12 protein-coding genes and 1 tRNA gene are annotated in these 16,624 nt (G+C 65.6%); 12 read left to right on the top strand and 1 reads right to left on the bottom strand.

The genetic code is table 11. The annotated features are described in order from the left end of the window. The first annotated feature begins 101 nt into the window (after positions 1-101). From RF638_RS00495 to RF638_RS00550, 12 genes are all read left to right on the top strand, one after another. A complete protein-coding gene (locus RF638_RS00495; protein WP_259914370.1) occupies positions 102-1,007 on the top strand; it encodes an ABC transporter ATP-binding protein in 906 nt (301 codons plus the stop codon). Next, entirely contained in the window at positions 1,004-2,278 is a 1,275-nt protein-coding gene (locus RF638_RS00500; protein WP_259914372.1) for an ABC transporter permease, read from the top strand. The genes RF638_RS00495 and RF638_RS00500 overlap by 4 nt, the downstream gene beginning before the upstream one ends. A gap of 44 nt (positions 2,279-2,322) precedes the next feature. Continuing rightward, positions 2,323-3,000, top strand: a complete 678-nt coding sequence (locus tag RF638_RS00505) for a hypothetical protein (protein WP_095796264.1) — start codon at positions 2,323-2,325, stop codon at positions 2,998-3,000. Between the two features lie 7 nt (positions 3,001-3,007). Next, positions 3,008-3,487 carry a tRNA adenosine(34) deaminase TadA gene (gene tadA / locus RF638_RS00510; protein WP_095796263.1) on the top strand — a complete coding sequence of 160 codons (480 nt, stop codon included), beginning with the start codon at positions 3,008-3,010 and terminating at the stop codon, positions 3,485-3,487. Positions 3,488-3,543: 56 nt separating this feature from the next. Continuing rightward, positions 3,544-3,633, top strand: a tRNA-Ser gene (locus RF638_RS00515). 611 nt (positions 3,634-4,244) lie between these two features. Beyond that, on the top strand, positions 4,245-4,652 hold the full coding sequence (locus tag RF638_RS00520; protein ID WP_095796262.1) for a RidA family protein: 408 nt from the start codon (positions 4,245-4,247) through the stop codon (positions 4,650-4,652). A 93-nt stretch (positions 4,653-4,745) separates the two neighbouring features. Continuing rightward, positions 4,746-5,570 (top strand): thioesterase family protein, encoded by an 825-nt coding sequence (locus RF638_RS00525; protein WP_129700979.1) that lies wholly within the window; start codon positions 4,746-4,748, stop codon positions 5,568-5,570. Positions 5,571-5,674: 104 nt separating this feature from the next. Next, the gene (locus tag RF638_RS00530; RefSeq protein ID WP_016996927.1) at positions 5,675-6,001 is read left to right on the top strand and encodes a 2Fe-2S iron-sulfur cluster-binding protein; all 327 of its coding nucleotides are present in this window, start codon (positions 5,675-5,677) and stop codon (positions 5,999-6,001) included. Positions 6,002-6,148: 147 nt separating this feature from the next. Further along, positions 6,149-9,040, top strand: coding sequence for an FAD-binding and (Fe-S)-binding domain-containing protein (locus tag RF638_RS00535; protein WP_368841198.1), 2,892 nt, complete (start codon positions 6,149-6,151; stop codon positions 9,038-9,040). A 12-nt stretch (positions 9,041-9,052) separates the two neighbouring features. Then, positions 9,053-9,907: a DUF4232 domain-containing protein gene (locus RF638_RS00540; RefSeq protein ID WP_368841199.1), complete on the top strand. Its 855-nt coding sequence runs from the start codon at positions 9,053-9,055 to the stop codon at positions 9,905-9,907. After that, positions 9,897-14,891 (top strand): ATP-dependent helicase, encoded by a 4,995-nt coding sequence (locus tag RF638_RS00545; protein ID WP_368841271.1) that lies wholly within the window; start codon positions 9,897-9,899, stop codon positions 14,889-14,891. The genes RF638_RS00540 and RF638_RS00545 overlap by 11 nt, the downstream gene beginning before the upstream one ends. A gap of 6 nt (positions 14,892-14,897) precedes the next feature. Further along, on the top strand, positions 14,898-15,932 hold the full coding sequence (locus RF638_RS00550; protein WP_368841200.1) for a DNA-formamidopyrimidine glycosylase family protein: 1,035 nt from the start codon (positions 14,898-14,900) through the stop codon (positions 15,930-15,932). A gap of 81 nt (positions 15,933-16,013) precedes the next feature. On the opposite strand, the gene RF638_RS00555 is transcribed toward RF638_RS00550, so the two are convergent. Beyond that, the gene (locus tag RF638_RS00555) at positions 16,014-16,532 is read right to left on the bottom strand and encodes a hypothetical protein (protein ID WP_368841201.1); all 519 of its coding nucleotides are present in this window, start codon (positions 16,530-16,532) and stop codon (positions 16,014-16,016) included. Positions 16,533-16,624 lie beyond the last annotated feature (92 nt).

Genomic DNA, 16,624 nt, shown 5'->3' on the forward strand with positions numbered 1-16,624 from the left:
TTCCACCCGTCGTAGGATGCGTGGCCTATCGTCAATACGAAAGACTTGAACTCAATCACATTAGGTACATCAGCTGAAGCCCCCGAAAGGAACAGCCTCTTATGACGGCTCCGGTCCTCGAAACCGAGAATCTGGTCAAGATATATGGCAGAGGGGAAACCAGGTTCGACGCTCTCAAGGGTGTGAACCTGCAGATCAACGAGGGCGAGTCCGTAGCCGTTGTTGGTAAGTCCGGTTCGGGCAAATCAACCCTCATGCATTTGCTCGCCCTACTCGATGCCCCCACCCACGGCGTTGTCGCGCTCAAGGGCCAGCCCACTGGCGACCTGGACGCCAAGGAACTCAACGAATTGCGAAACTCCGCGTTCGGCTTCGTGTTCCAGCAGTTCTTCCTCACCCCCAACCAAACCGTTCTGGAGAACGTGACACTCCCCCTCAAGATTGCCGGCGTCCACGCTGCAGAACGCAAGCGTCGCGGCATGGAAGCACTTGAGCAGCTGGAAATGGCGGACAAGGCCTCCAATAAGGCAACGGATTTGTCCGGTGGTCAGAAGCAGCGCGTGGTCATTGCTCGCGCGCTGATCAACAACCCCTCCGTGATTTTCGCGGACGAGCCCACGGGCAACTTGGATACCGCCACCTCGGACGTGGTGGAGGACATTCTCTTCGGTCTGAATATGGAGAAGGGCATCACCCTGGTGGTGGTCACCCACGATCCCGACCTCGCGTCCCGATGCTCCCGCCAGATCTACCTGGTGGACGGTGAAATCGACCAGAGCGCATCGCCGGCCGCAGCCACCCACATGTTCTCCGGCCGCTCCAAGCCCGGAGAGGGGGACAACGGTCCGGTCACCGTGAAGGAACCCGCAACCGGCCAGCTGATCACCCTCAGCGAGGCCGACGCCGCCGAACTCGCCGAGGCCGCACGCCGCCCCCGTCGCGCGGGTCGCCACGCCGCACCCTGGGCCGAACCGTCCACCACCGACCAGCAGGGAGTCTCCGAGTGAAGTTTATCGATCTGCTGCGGACGGCCATCGGAAACACGTTCCGTTCCAAAGCACGAACCATCCTGACCGTCATCGCCATCTTCATCGGTGCGTTCACCCTGACTCTCACTTCCGGTGTGGGCACCGGCGTCAACGACTACATCGACAAGACGGTGGCCGGATTCGGTGACCAGAAGTCGATCTACGTCCAAAAGGTCGCCGAACAGACCGCACCGCAAGATGACGGCCCCCGTGAATACGACCCGGAGGAATCAAGCATTCAAACGGGCTTCGGTTCCACGAGCGGCCTGAGCAACGATGACATCGAAACCATTGAGAACATTGACGGCGTTACGTCAGTGGACCCGATGTACATGGTGTCCCCCACGTATCTCGAATCCGCCGACGGAAAGAAGTTCCAGCTGAGCCTGGGGGCGCCCTCCGATGCAGAGGGCGTTCAAGTCGAAGCCGGCGAGATCCCCGCACGCGAGGACGACGAGATGCTCATCCCCGCCTCGTGGGTCGAAGACCTGGGCTTCGATTCCAACGAGGACGCCGTGGGCAAGACCGTGGACGTGGTCATGACCAACATGGCCGGTGAGGACAAGACCTTCGAGATCACCATTTCGGGCATCTCGCAGGCGTCCTTGGCGGGTGCGTCCCTGACTCCCATGCCGTCCTCGAGTCTCAACGAGAAGCTCTACGACTACCAGACCTCCGGTTCTCCGCGTGACGTACCGGACAGCTACTTCATGGCCGTGGCCAACATCGAGAACATCGATGACGCCGGCCAGATCAAGTCCCAGCTCGCGGACGAGAACATGATGGGCATGACCGTTGAGGACCAGCTCGGTATGTTCCGTGCGGTCATCAACGGCATCGTGTGGATCCTGAACTCGTTCGCGATCATCGCCCTGCTGGCTGCGGGCTTCGGCATCGTGAATACGCTGCTGATGTCCGTGCAGGAACGAACCCGTGAGATCGGTCTGATGAAGGCACTGGGCATGAGCGGCGGCAAGGTCTTCGGCTTGTTCTCCCTCGAAGCCATCTTCATCGGTTTCCTGGGTTCGGCCATCGGCGCTGCCGTGGGCGTGGCCACCGGTTCAATCATCAGTTCCGTGTTGTCCAACGGACTGTTGGAAGGCCTGCCGGGCCTGAGCCTGTTCCTGTTCGACCCGATCCAAATCGCGATCATTATCTTGTCGGTGATGGTCATCGCGTTCCTGGCGGGCACCATTCCTGCCATGCGCGCGGCACGGCAGGATCCCATCAACGCACTGCGTTACGAATAATTCACCCGCATCACTCGCACTGATTCGACGAAGGGAACTCCCCCATGAGCACCACACCCAACGAACCCCGCAACCCCGACTACGGCAACCAGCCTGGCGCGGGTATGCCCAACCCCGCCCAACCTCACGGCGTTCAGCCGGGCGACGTGCAGCCCGGCCCCGGCCAGGACCCGCAGGGCGCACCCCAGCCCGGCTACGGCCAGCAGGGTGGCAAGTACGGCACCTCGGAGTACAACCCGAACCAGTACACCGGCATGGTGGATCGCCCGGGCCTGCTCGACAAGTTGCTCAAACTGACGCTGTTGTCCGCGGCGCTGTACGCGATTTACACGATCGTGAGCCTTATTGCGAACTCCACGTTCGACATGGAGGCGTACCTCCGCGAATCGGGTATGAGCTCTGAACAGGCAGAGGCGTTCGCCAGCACCGGCAGCAATCCGGTGTGGAGCATCATCGGGCTCGTGATCGCACTGCTGCTGTACTTCCTGGTCTACCGTGGCCTGGCCAAGGGCAAGAACTGGGCCCGCATCCTGGGCACCGTCTTTGCTGCTCTGTCGATCCTGTCTTACTTGTTCGGGATTTTCGGTGCGCTCATGTTCGGCGGTCTGGGCATCGTGCTGATCGTCATTTCGATCATCGCAATTGTCGTGAACATCATGTGGATCGTCACCGCGTTCAAGGCTCCCAACTCCGCGTACTTCGCGCAGAACAGCCGCCGGTAAGTCACACATGGCGTTACCGCCCACTGCCAGGTCCATTCAGCACGAACGCTGGATGGGCCTGGCTTTGTTAGAAGCCCAGCACACCGCAGCGAGCGGTGATGTCCCGATCGGTGCGGTGGTCGTGAACTCTCGCGGGGACGTCGTCGGGCGGGGTTACAACCGCCGCGAGGCTTGTGGCGACCCCATCGCGCATGCCGAGGTGCTCGCCCTGCGCGACGCCGCCGCCCGCACCGGATCGTGGCGGCTCGACGACTGCACTCTGGTGGTGACCCTGGAACCGTGCGCCATGTGCGCCGGGGCCATCGTGTTGTCCCGGGTGCCGCGGCTGGTGCTCGGAGCCTGGGACCCCAAGGCCGGCGCCTGCGGTTCCGTGTTCGACGTGGTCCGCGAACCGCGCCTGAATCACTGGGTCCAAGTCACCGGTGGAGTCCGTGAGGCAGAATGCGCCGCGCTGCTGCGGGAGTTTTTCGAGGCCCACCGCAAGTAGCCCCAGTCGGTACGGTTTGGTTCCCGGTGGAACCTGACGGTAAAGTACTTCGAGCTGGTGACGTGTCCGAGCGGCCGAAGGTGCATCACTCGAAATGATGTTTGGTGTTAAAGCCAACGAGGGTTCAAATCCCTCCGTCACCGCCAGTCGAAATCGCCCGTTATCCCTAGTCAAACAGGGGTAGCGGGCGATTTCCATGTCGGCGTACCAGCAACCGGGCTCGAATCAGGCGCAGCATCACGGATGACTGCGTGACTACGGACGACCGCGTGGCCCCTGGAACATTTCCGGCAGAGAATCCCACCCCCGAACATTCTGGGTCGAGGTACGCAGTAGGAGCAGGTCAAACAGTGCGATCCTCAGCCACAAATGTCTGACCGCCGCTCCGGTGCCGTGTCATCGACGTTCACATCGCCGGGGTGACAGCAGCTGCAGGCCGATCGACGCTACAGCCTTGGCACATGCACCCTGCACCACGCACCCTGCACCCTGCACCCTGCACCCTGCACCCTGCACCCTGCACCCTGCACCCTGCACCCTGATCGACGCTACGACCCTGCCCCCCGGCCCGCTGCATTCTGGTCGACGTTGGAACCAAGAATCGCCGGATCTCTGGCGTCACCGTCGATCAACGTGCAACCCCTCCGATCCAGTGGGCCGTACCGTTGATCAGACAGCAGATAGTCCCTCCGGCTTCCACCGGAAACCGATCGCCGTATGCCGAGTCCACATGTCACCAATAGGGAGCGAGAGTTCCGTGCCGAAAGCTGTTTCCCTGATCCGTTCAACAAAACTATCCAACGCAGCCGAGTACGCTTACGCCGCCACCGCGCCCGCCGATTCGCGTCTGATCTTCCTGGCCGGTTCATGTCCGCTCAACGAAGACGGCTCGACCGCGGGGGTCGGTGACTACGCCGTCCAGGCGGCGAAGTGCATTTCCAACATGAAGATCGCCTTAAGGGAAGCGGGTGCCGGAATCACCGATGTGATCAGCACCCGGGTGCTCGTCGCCTCCTCCCGCCAAGAAGACCTGGTGACCGCTTGGGAAGTAGTGCGAGACGCATTCGGTGATCATGACGTTCCCAGCACACTGCTCGGCGTCACCGTTCTCGGCTATGACGACCAATTGGTCGAGATCGAAGCGGTAGCTGCCGTCCTCGACTGATGGATTCGAGCACCGGGGTGCACAGCGAAATCGGCGAAGGACTCTAAGGTGTAATGCAGGACACAAACACCACCTTGCAGGAGGACTTCAAGCATGACCACCGAGCCCAAGCCCCAGCACCTCGGCGCCAATGGGGAGGACGTCCCCGATGCCCACTACGTGCGGACCGGGGACCACAGTTTCCGGACCACGGTGTACACGCAGGGTGCGTGGAGCCCGCTGGAACAGCACATGGCGGCGTCGTCGGGCTTGATGGTCCATGAAATCGAACGCAACCACCCGCGCGAAGACGTGATTCCGGTGCGGTTGTCCTACGACATCCTGGGCTTCATCCCCGGCGGTGACATCGAGGTACACACGCGCGTGCTGCGCCCGGGCAAGACCATTGAACTGCTCGAAGCCACCATGAGCGCGGACGGCCGCGACTGCATCCGGTTGAGCATGTGGCGGTTGAAGACCTCGGACACCCAGGACGTGGCCGGCGGCGAGATCCGCCCCCTGCCTCCGGTCAAGGAGTGCCCGCCGGTGGACATGACCGAGACGTGGGCCGGTGGCTTCATCGCCACGTTGGAGGCTCACCTGGCTCGCGAACCTCGCCCCGGAAGTGCCGCGGGGTGGCTGCGCATCAAGCATCAGGTGGTAGAAGGCGAGGAATCGTCGAACACCGCACGCTTCGTGAGTGCCATCGACACCGCCAACGGCATCGCACCCCGCGTGGAGCCCGGCAAGTGGGCCTTCCCCAACGTGGACCTGTCCATCCACCTGATCCGCGAACCGGTGTCCGAATGGGTGGGCCTGGACACCAACGTGGAAATCGGCCCCGGTGGCGTGGGCCTGACCCACTCCGAACTCTTCGACGAGAACGGCCCGATCGGACGCGTGGCCCAGGCGTTGACCGTGCGCCGCATGGGGGACTGATCACACTTCGCAATACCGTTGGCCTCGGCCGGGCGCTGCGACCGTAGAATGGCCCCTAGTTCTGAGAATCCACAACGGGTCGTAACTGTAGGAGGTCCACCCGAGTGAGCAGCATCAAGATCAATGTGACCGACCGCGACGGCGTGCGCACCGAGGGCGTCGAGTGGAAGGACTACGAGTCCCTCATGGAGGCCCTGACCCGTCACAAATTCCCCATCCTGGCGACCTGCGGCGGCAACGCTTCGTGCTCCACGTGCCACTCGTACCTGGATCAGGAGTCGTTCGTGAAGACCGGCGGCACCAACGAGGAGGAAGAAGACCTCCTGGAGATGCTCGACGACACCCGTCACGACAACTCCCGACTGACCTGTCAGGTCGAATGGAACGAGGACCTCGAGGGCGCCGAGATCATCATCGCCCCGGAGTGGTGAGCCACCAGCTTTAGATCCCGCCGACGCCGCTCGCGCACCTTCCCCACGAAGGTCCGCGAGCGGCGTCGTTGTCTGTGCAGCGCCCCGCGACACGGAAGAAAGGTGACCTAATTGGAATCCCGGGGGCGGGTACGCGAAAGTTAGACCATGACTGCTCTCCGGGATGATCTGACCACTCGTGCCGCGTACGTGTCCGACGCTTCCATCTACCGCAGGCTCCCCCAGGCCGTGGCGGAACCTCGCTCCGTGGAGGAGATCCGCGAGCTGCTGGCCACCGCCCAGGACAAGGGCTGGCCGGTCATCTCCCGCGGCGGTGGAACCTCGGTGGCGGGTAACGCGATCGGTGACGGGTTGGTCATCGACACCTCCCGGTACTTCAACCGCATCCTGGAGATCGACCCGGACCTGCGCACGGCAACGATCGAACCCGGCGTGATCTGCGATCAGCTGCGCGATGCGGCGAGCGAGTTCGGCCTCACCTACGGCCCGGACCCCTCCACCCACTCGCGCTGCACGGTGGGCGGCATGGTGGCCAACAACGCGTGCGGCTCCCACTCGGTCGCGTGGGGCACGAGCGCATCCAACCTGGTGGCGGTCACGGTCATGCTCGCCGACGGGCGCGAGGTCACCTTGGAGGCCGGCGGCACCTCGGACGCCGCCTTGGATTCGCAGCTCAAGCAACTGCGCGACCGGCACCTGGCCATGCTGCGCACCGAACTGGGTCAATTCCCGCGCCAGGTCTCTGGTTACGGGCTCCAGTACTTGCTCGGCGAGAACGGCTTTGACGTGGCCAAGGCCTTCTCCGGCACCGAGGGCACGTGCGGCATCATCACCCAGCTCAAGGTCAAGCTCGTGGCCAAGCCCAAGTTCACGGCGCTCGCCGTGCTTGGCTTCAAGGACGCGATCGAGGCAGCCACCGCCGCACCGAAGTTCCGCGTGCCGGGCGTGACAACCATCGAGGGCATGGGTTCGGACCTCCTCACCGCTCTGCGCACTCGCCCGGGCCAGGAGAACGCGGGTGGCGAGCTCCCCGAGGGCGGCGGCTGGCTCTACTGTGAGGTCGGCGCGGACACTCAAGAAGAAGCCTTCGCAGCGGCCCAGAAACTCCCCGCACTGGTCGAGGAGACCGTGGTGGATTCCGTGGTCGTGAGCGACCCCGCCGAGGCACGCGCGCTGTGGCGCATCCGCGAGGCCGGCGCGGGCATCGTGACCCGCCTCCCGGACGGCGGCGAGGCCTGGCCCGGCTGGGAGGACTCCGCGGTTCCCCCGCAGCATCTGGGCGCCTACCTCAAGGACCTCTACGAACTGCTGGACGAGATGAACCTGCGCGGCATCCCGTTCGGTCACTTCGGTGAGGGCTGCGTGCACATCCGCATCTCCTTCGACTTCAACACCGATGAGGGCGTGGCTCTCTACCGCGAATTCATCGAGCGCGCGGCAAAGCTCGTGCACCGCTACGGCGGCTCGGTCTCTGGCGAGCACGGTGACGGCCGCGCCCGCTCGGAACTGCTGAGCACCATCTACACGCCTCAAGCCCTTCAGGCCTTTGCAGAGTTCAAGCGGATTTTCGACCCCGAGAACTTCTTCAACCCCGGCGTGCTCGTGGATCCGGAACCCATCGACCAGGGCATCCGCCCGGGCCCCGGCGCTCGCACGTTCGAGCTCACTCCCGTCCATGCGTTCTCCTCCGACAACGGCTCCTTCGGCCAAGCGATCAACCGCTGCGTGGGCGTGGGTGCGTGCCGTTCGGACGCGGGTGCCATGTGCCCGTCCTTCCAAGCCACCCACGACGAGGTCCACTCCACCCGCGGCCGCATGCGCTCACTCGCCGAAATGCTGCGCGGGGAAACCATCACGGACGGCTGGAAGTCCAAGGAGACCTACGAGGCTCTCGATCTGTGCCTCTCGTGCAAGGCGTGCGCGACCGAGTGCCCGGTCAACGTGGACATGGCCACCTACAAGGCCGAATTCCTGCACCACCACTTCCGCCAGGGCCTCACCTCGTTCATCGGCAAGGACCGCCGCCCCATGGCGCACCTGACCATGGGGTGGATGCCGTGGCTCATGAAGCTCGTGACCAAGGTCCCCGGCTCGCTGCGGGCGGTCAACTTCCTGGAGCGGTTCCGCCCGGTCGAGGAACTCACCAAGAAGCTCGGCGGCATCGAGCCCAAGCGCCGCATGATTCGCTTCAACAACGCCCCGCTCACCTCCTGGTACAAGGCCCGCAGCAAGGGCGACGACGCCGCCCGCGACCTTGCGCGCGGAGGTCACCGAGCGGCGTCGGCGACCGATGACAAACCCTCGGTGGTGCTGTGGCCGGACACGTTCACCAACTTCTCCGCCGATGCTCCCGGTAAGGCGGCGATCGAGGTGCTCGAGGCCATGGGCTACCGCGTGCTCATGCCCATGGGCAACGTGTGTTGCGGGCTGACGTGGCACTCGACCGGGCAGTTGGACATGACCCGCAAGACCCTGCGGCAGACCCTGGACGTGATGGAGCCGCTCCTCGAGGCGGGCTACCCCATCATTGGCCTGGAACCGTCCTGCACCGTGATGCTGCAGCACGACATCACCGAGCTGCTGCCGGATGACCCTCGCGCCCACAAGGTGCAGGTCCTCACGGTTACGCTGGGTGAGTTCACCGCCCAGCACGCCGAGGACGGCGGGCACTGGCCGTTCGGGACCCTGGAGACCCAGGCGGGCCCCGGCCAGGCGCTGTGCCAGGTGCACTGCCATGAACAGTCGATGGGCAACTACTCCCCCGAGCTGAAGGTCCTCGAAAAGTTGGGCGTCAACAGCAACGTGGTGGGTGGCGGTTGCTGCGGCTTGGCCGGTAACTGGGGCTTCGAACCCGGTCACTACGAGGTGTCCCAGACCCTCGGCGAGCGCGAGCTGTTCCCGAGCATCCGCGCTGCTCAACCCGGGACCATTGTGCTCGCGGACGGCTTTTCGTGCCGTACGCAGATCGCGCAGGGAACCGGTGCTGAAGGTGTTCACCTGGCACAGGTGATGCGTGCAGCTATTCGGCCGGAAAAGTAGCACACTGTTGCTATGAGGAGAATCACGCTCGCCCCCCAGAGCACCCGCACCGGTACCCGTCCCGTCATGATCGCAACCGGCCTGGCCGCCGTGTTGTTCTTGTCCGCTTGTGGCGGCGGTGGGGACACCGCCGCCGACGAGCAATCAGCCACGCAGTCTCCGTCCGCGTCGGTGAGTGCCACGCCCTCCGCGTCACCTTCGGCAACGACGTCGGAGACGCGTTCGGAATCGCCGTCCGCACAGGTTAGCCCTGAGCCCACCGAGTCGGCGGCGGAAGCGTCCGAGACCTCGGAAGACACGCCGGTCGCAGCACCCGAGGAAACCGCAGCTGCACCCGAAGGCCCCGCCGCTCCGGAACCCGAGCGCACGGCGTCGGCCCCCGAATTGGGAATGCCCCCGGCAACCCCGTTCACCCCGCCCGCCACGGACGGCCAGAGCAAGCCCGGCGCACAGGCGGGCGCGTGCAGCGTGTCCCAGCTGTCCGGGAACGTGACCCCCAATCAGGGCGCTGCGGGATCGGTGCTCGCCTCCGTGAACCTCACCAACACCGGTAACGAGCCGTGCGTGCTCCACGGGTACCCGGGTGTGTCTTTCGTTGACCAGAACGGCGGCACCGTGGGTGCCCCGGCAGCCCGTGACGGTGCCCTGGCCGGCACGGCAGTCACCCTGCAGCCTGGGCAGTCCGCTTCCGCGCCTCTGAAAATCACCCAGCCGGGGGCCATCGGCCAGCTGTGCAACCCTCAGCAGGCCGACGGATTCCGCGTCTACCCGCCGGGTAGCCACCAGTCCCTGCTCCTGAGCTACCCCGGCGAGGCCTGCGGCAACCCCAAGATCGACCAACTTCAGGTGCGTGGTTTTGGGTCTTGACCCGTCCCTAAAACTCTTCTCCTCGGCGACGGCCACGTGGTTCGACGCCGCATTCAGCGGTCCCACCGCCGCCCAGCGCGGCGCGTGGGAGGCCATTGCGGCGGGCCGCCACGCCCTGGTGGTCGCCCCCACCGGCTCGGGTAAGACCCTCGCGGCCTTCCTGTGGGCCATCGACCAGCTCATCTCCCGTCCCTCCGACACCACCGACGACGCCGCTGCCGGGCCTTCCGGGGGCGGCCTCCCCGCATCCGACTCAGCGGGTGGGGGCACCCCTGAAACCAAGGCTGCCGCCCGACAATCACCCGGCACAGGGCAGGACCCCCTTCCTGGCACCGAGGTGGACCTGCGCGCGAAAGCCAAGCGGGCGGCGTCGCCGGCGAAGGCCGAGGAGCACACCACGGTGCTCTACATTTCCCCGCTCAAGGCCCTGGGCGTGGATGTGGAGCGCAATCTCCGTGCGCCGCTGATCGGGATCACCCAGGCTGCCAAGGCCGCCGGGATTACCCCTCCGGATATCTCCGTGGGCGTGCGTTCCGGTGACACTCCGCAAGCCACCCGGCGAGCGCTGCTGGCCCACCCGCCGGACATCCTGATCACCACTCCTGAGTCGTTGTACCTGATGCTCACGTCCAAGGCGCGGGAGACGCTGCGGCACGTGAAGACCGTGATCATCGACGAGGTGCACGCGGTGGCCGGCACCAAACGTGGCGCGCACCTTGCGGTGAGCCTGGAGCGGCTCGACGACCTGCTGGAGGAACCCGTCCAGCGCATCGGCTTGTCCGCGACCGTGGAGCCTGTGGACACCGTGGCCGGTTTTCTGGGCGGTTCTCAGCCGGTGAGCGTGGTGCGGCCGCCGTCCGAGAAGGACTGGGATCTCACGGTGTCCGTGCCGATTCCGGACATGACGGCGTTGGGTGGGGCATCGGCGCCCCCGTCCTCGGTGGATTCGGCGAGCATCGACGCGAATCTGGAGGCCTCCGACTACCAGGCGACCGCTTCGATCTGGCCGCACGTGGAGGAACGAATCGTGGATCTGGTGGAGCAGCACCGTTCCACCATTGTGTTCGCGAACTCGCGCGGGCTGGCCGAGAAGCTCACCGCGCGGCTCAACGAGATTCACGAGTTCCGGGTCAACAACGCGCCCTCCGGTTCGGAAGGGGCCGACGAGTCCGAATCGATTGCCGCCGCTGATGCCGACACCACCGGCGAGTTCGCGGACATCTCCCGCCAGCACAACCGCTTCGAGGGCGCCACCTCTGTGCTGGCTCGCGCGCACCACGGTTCGGTGTCCAAGGACCAGCGCAGCTTGATCGAGGAGGACCTCAAGACGGGTCGGCTGCGTTGCGTGGTTGCGACTTCCTCCTTGGAACTGGGTATCGACATGGGACACGTGGATCTGGTGATCCAGGTGGAGTCACCGCCCTCGGCGTCCTCGGGTTTGCAGCGTGTGGGGCGCGCAGGGCACCAAGTGGGGGAGATCTCGATCGGGCGCATGTACCCCAAGCACCGCGGCGACGTGCGCGATGCTGCGGTGATTTCCGAGCAGATGCTGGCCGGGCGGTTGGAGCCGCTCGCGATCCCCGCCAATCCGTTGGACATCCTGGCCCAGCACACGATTTCCGCCGCGGCTGCCGAGGACGTGGATGTGGAGGCTTGGTTCGACACACTCCGCCGTTCCGCGCCGTTCCGTCATCTGCCGCGGTCGGCCTACGACGCCGTGCTGGATCTTCTCGCCGGGCGCTACCCGTCCGACGAGTTCGCCCATCTGCGTCCTCGAGTGGTGTGGGACCGCGAAACCGGCACCTTGCAGGCACGCCCTGGAGCACTGCGGTTGGCTGTGACCTCCGGCGGCACCATCCCGGACCGCGGTCTGTTCCCCGTGTTCCTGGTGGGTGATCAGGACGGCAAGAACCCCAAGCGCGTGGGCGAACTCGACGAGGAGATGGTCTACGAATCCCGCGTGGGGGACATCATTGCCCTGGGTGCCTCCAGCTGGCGGATCGAGGACATCACCCACGACCGAGTGGTGGTCTCCCCTGCCCCGGGTGTCCCCGGCAAGCTGCCCTTCTGGCACGGCGACGGCCTGGGCCGGCCGATGGAACTGGGGCGCGCCGTCGGCAGTTTTACACGCGAGATCGGAGGGGCGTCGCAGGAGACCGCCCGCGAACGCCTGACCGCCGCGGGGCTTGACGAATGGGCGCAAGACAACCTCATCGCGTACCTAAACGAGCAACGGCAGTCCACCGAACACATCCCCGACGACCGCACGCTGGTGGTCGAGCGCTTCCGCGACGAGCTGGGCGACTGGCGCGTGGTGCTGCACAGCCCGTTCGGTAAGCCGGTGCACGCGCCCTGGGCCCTGGCCGTGGGCGCTCGCCTGGAAGAACGCTGGGGTCTCGACGCCGCGTCCCAGGCCGGTGACGACGGCATCGTGCTGCGCGTACCCGCCACGGACGAGGAACCGCCCGGTGCGGAGCTGTTCCTTTTCGACCCGAACGAACTCGAACACACCGTGACCGAGGAAGTGGGCGGTTCCGCGCTGTTCGCGTCCCGGTTCCGCGAGAACGCCGCCCGCGCCCTGCTGCTGCCCCGCAGCGATCCCGGCAAGCGCACGCCGCTGTGGCAGCAACGCCAGCGCTCAGCGCAGTTGTTGGACGTGGCCCGCAAGTATCCGCAGTTCCCCGTGATCCTGGAAACCGTGCGTGAGTGCCTGCAGGACGTCTATGACTTGCCCGCGCTCCTTCGATTGCAGCGCGAGCTGGCCGGGCGGAAACTACGCATGGTCGAGACCACCACCGATACCCCCTCTCCTTTCGCGCGCACCCTGCTGTTCGGATATGTCGCGCAGTTCCTCTATGAGGGCGATTCCCCGCTGGCCGAGCGCAAGGCCGCCGCGCTGTCGTTGGATCCGGCGCTGCTCAACGAGCTGTTGGGCCGGGCCGAGCTGCGGGAACTGTTGGATCAAGAGGTCATCGAGCAGATGGTGGCTCAACTGCAGCGGCTGGCTCCGGATCGCCGCTTGCGAGGGGTGGAGGGAGCGGCCGACCTGCTGCGCCTGCTCGGCCCCATGACGCCCACCGAGGCCGCTCTGCGCTTGCGCCCACAGGAATCGTTGGAGACCGACGACCAGCACCTGAGCGAGTCCAACGCCAGGGCACTGCTGGATCAGTTGGTCAGCACCAACCGCGCCATCATCATGCGCGTGGGAGGCACTGAGGTCTACTGCGCGGTGGAAGATGCCGCCCGCATGCGTGATGCCCTGGGTATTCCTTTGCCCATGGGCGTACCGCTCACCTTCCTGGAACCCGTGGCCGACCCCGTGGGCGACCTGGTCTCCCGTTACGCACGCACGCACGGCCCGTTCAGCGTGGTCGAGGCCGCTACGGCACTGCATCTGGGTCCGGCCGTGGTCGAATCCGCGCTGCGGGCCTTGGGCAAACAGCGCCGGGTGAGCGAGGGTGCGTTCCGGCCGAGTGGCGACCCGGCGGCGTCGGACTCGGAATGGTGCGATGTCGAGGTGCTGCGCACCCTACGACGCCGCTCGCTCGCCGCGTTGCGCGAAGACGTGGAACCGGTGGCGCCCAGCATTTACGCCAAGTTCCTGCCGGCTTGGCAGCATGCGGTCAAGGGGCATCAGCTGCGCGGGCTGGACGGCGTGCTGACCGTGATCGATCAGCTCGCGGGGGTCCCGATTCCGGCCTCTGCGTGGGAACCGCTCGTGTTGGCCCAGCGCGTGGTGGATTACCGCCCCGGCATGCTTGATGAACTCATGGCAACGGGTGAGGTGTTGTTCTCCGGTGCCGGATCGCTGGGTGGTGAAGACGGTTGGGTCGCCTTCCATCTAGCGGAGTCCGCGGAACTGTCCCTGCCGCCGATCGAGAAACTGCAGGTTGCAGCCTCCGAATTGGATTCCGAGCTGGAAAAGCACGTCCTCGCGGTCCTGCAGAGCGGCGGCGCATACTTCGCGTGGCAGCTGATCAAGCCGTTGTCCCAAGCGGGGCTGACTGTAGGGATGCCCGAACTGCGAACCGCGTTGTGGAATCTGTTGTGGGCCGGGCTCATCACTAATGACACGTATGCGCCGGTGCGCGCGCTGATGGCCGGTGGGCATTCCTCGCACAAGACTCCCAAGCGACCGGCCCGGTCACGCGCGGCCGGCCGACGAGGCGCGGCCCGGCTGCGTGGGCTGTCCCGGCCGGGGGCGACGTCGGGCATGGGGGTTTCCGGGGCGGAGTCCGGCGGGCGCGTGGTGCGGGCCCAGGGTGGTTCGGAGGAACGCACCACAGCCGGGCGCTGGTCCGTCCTGCGACCTGAACCGCTCAACGCAACGGTGCGGGCTCAGGCGCAGGCCGAGCTGTTGCTCGATCGCTACGGAATTCTCACGCGCGGCCCAGTGGCCGTGGAGGACGTACCGGGAGGGTTCGCGACCGTCTACAAGGTGCTGCGCGCCCTGGAGGATGCTGGCCGGGCGCGACGCGGCTACTTCATCGAAGGACTGGGCGCAGCACAATTCACACAGCCGGCAACGGTTGATATTTTGCGCAGTTTTTCCGAGGACGATTCGGTGCGTGCGCCAGAACCGCAGGTGCTCGCGCTGGCGGCCACCGACCCGGCCAACCCGTACGGTGCCGCACTGGACTGGCCGGACGCCGTGGCCTTGGAATCCTCGACCAAGCACCGCCCGGGTCGAAAGGCCGGCGCCATCGTGGTGCTCGTGGACGGCGACCTGGTGCTGTACCTGGAACGTGGCGGCAAGACCGCGCTCGCGTTCACGGCATCCGAGCCTGAGCTGCGCATGGCCGCCCAAGCCGTGGCCGGACTCGTGCAGCGTCGCGCCGTGGACTCGCTCGTGGTCGAGAAGGTCAACGGTGAATCCGTGCTCTCATCGGTAGAAATGGTGACCGCGATTCGCGAGGGGCTGCTGTCCGGAGGCTTCTACCAGACGCCGCGCGGGGTCCGCATGCGCGCACCGGTGAGCGGGTGAGCGCCCATGCCAGAGGGTGATTCCGTTTACCGGCAGTGCAAGATGCTGCGCGCGGCCCTGCAGGGGCAGGTGCTGGAGTCCTCGGATCTACGCGTGGCCGCGCTGGCGACCACTGACCTGTCCGGGCGCACGGTGGTGGACGTGGTGCCACGGGGTAAGCACATTCTGATCCGGCTGTCCGAGGCCCCCAATGCGGACGACCTGAAGGCCGGCGCCGAAGCACTGACCCTGCACTCGCACCTCATGATGGATGGAACGTGGCGGGTGTTCGAGCGGGCCGGGACGCCTCGAGATGGTGCGGAACGCGGATCAGGGGCGCGTGCGGCGTCGTCGGCCGGGACGTCCCCGGCGGCTCGTGGGAAGCGGGGACGGCAGCCGTACCGCCGCTACGCCAGCGTGCGCTCCCGCGCGGAGGCTCGCACCCCGCTGAGCGCGGACGTGTCGATCGGGCAGGGTTCGCACACGATCCGCGCGATCCTGCGCACGGCCGCCGTGGACGCGATTGGTTACGACGTGAAGGACGTACGACTGGTACCCACGCGACTCGAAGACCAGGAACTCGTGGGCTATCTGGGTCCGGACATCCTTGGCCCCGACTGGGACCTGAACGAAGCGCTGCGCAGGCTGCAGGCTCAACCGGATCGCGCGATCGGCACGGCACTGATGGACCAGAGGAACCTCGCGGGTATCGGCAACGTGTACCGGGTGGAGGTGCTGTTCATGACGCGCACCAACCCCTGGGCGCCCGTCGGTTCCCTTGCGGATGCAAAGCTCACCGAGATCGTGAAGCTGGCGCACAAGCTGCTCAACCTGAATCGCGACCGCCCGCTGCGCTCCACGGTGGGCCACCCTGCAACCGGGCGCCCGCTCTTCTGGGCCTACGGCCACTACGACCAACCGTGCCGCCGCTGCGGCACGCGCCTCAAGCGCGGCGAGATCGACGACGCCGCCCCATCCATTACCGAGCCCTGCGATCCGTCCGCGGTCCAGCACCTACGGCAAATTGCGTGGTGCCCGAGGTGCCAGGGCGAGGATTCGTGACGCGAACCGGTTATGTCGGGAGCACCAGGTGAGGCAACCGCCTCGGAACCACGTGGATCGCGCAGACCTGCCGCCCCACAACTAACGACTGCGGGACAGCTCCTGAAGGCGTTGTAGCCGCCAGTGGGTTCGCACCTGGAGTAGGACCGGATACACATGCAGGAGTAGGCCGAGCCCAAAGATCCAGAGCGCGGCAGGCAGCGAGGCCAGGGCTGCGATTGACGAGGCGACCAGATGAACTGCTGCTCCCCACGTGTGCGCCACAGCGTTGGACCTGACAGAGGCAAGGAGTTCTTCCGGTGGTCGGCGCGTCCCGAGCGGAGGCCTCAGCGAGAGTGCAACGCGGTTCCACCGGATGAAATGCAGGAAACGGTTGAAGTGGTCAACACCCAGCGCTTTGACGATCCGATTCATCCGATCACTGACGTGGAACAACGAATCTGGGAGTGCCTGACGGAGCTTATCTCCGACGAAAAACGCTCCGCCGAAGGACACCAAAGTGGTGGTCAGAACAAAGGCGAATCCACCCACTCCGGCTTCCGACCCCACCACGTAGAGGCCATATCCGGACAGCGCGGTAATCACGAGCGCTGTGATCACTGCGGCTCCTCAAGGGACATCGTGAGCTAGTAAACCGGACAAAAGAACGGACCTACAGCGTAACTGAGGCCCGTTCTTTCCGAATCTTGAGT

Origin of the sequence: Kocuria sp. CPCC 205235 (assembly GCF_040980905.1) — a bacterium.
GTDB classification, from domain to species: Bacteria; Actinomycetota; Actinomycetes; order Actinomycetales; family Micrococcaceae; genus Kocuria; species Kocuria carniphila.

Bases quoted from the DNA above. Each gene is read 5' to 3' on its own strand.
- RF638_RS00495 (WP_259914370.1), top strand. From the start codon at position 102: ATGACGGCTCCGGTCCTCGAAACCGAGAATCTGGTCAAGATATATGGC.
- RF638_RS00505 (WP_095796264.1), top strand. From the start codon at position 2,323: ATGAGCACCACACCCAACGAACCCCGCAACCCCGACTACGGCAACCAG.
- tadA (WP_095796263.1), top strand. From the start codon at position 3,008: ATGGCGTTACCGCCCACTGCCAGGTCCATTCAGCACGAACGCTGGATG.
- RF638_RS00525 (WP_129700979.1), top strand. From the start codon at position 4,746: ATGACCACCGAGCCCAAGCCCCAGCACCTCGGCGCCAATGGGGAGGAC.
- RF638_RS00535 (WP_368841198.1), top strand. From the start codon at position 6,149: ATGACTGCTCTCCGGGATGATCTGACCACTCGTGCCGCGTACGTGTCC.
- RF638_RS00540 (WP_368841199.1), top strand. From the start codon at position 9,053: ATGAGGAGAATCACGCTCGCCCCCCAGAGCACCCGCACCGGTACCCGT.
- RF638_RS00550 (WP_368841200.1), top strand. From the start codon at position 14,898: ATGCCAGAGGGTGATTCCGTTTACCGGCAGTGCAAGATGCTGCGCGCG.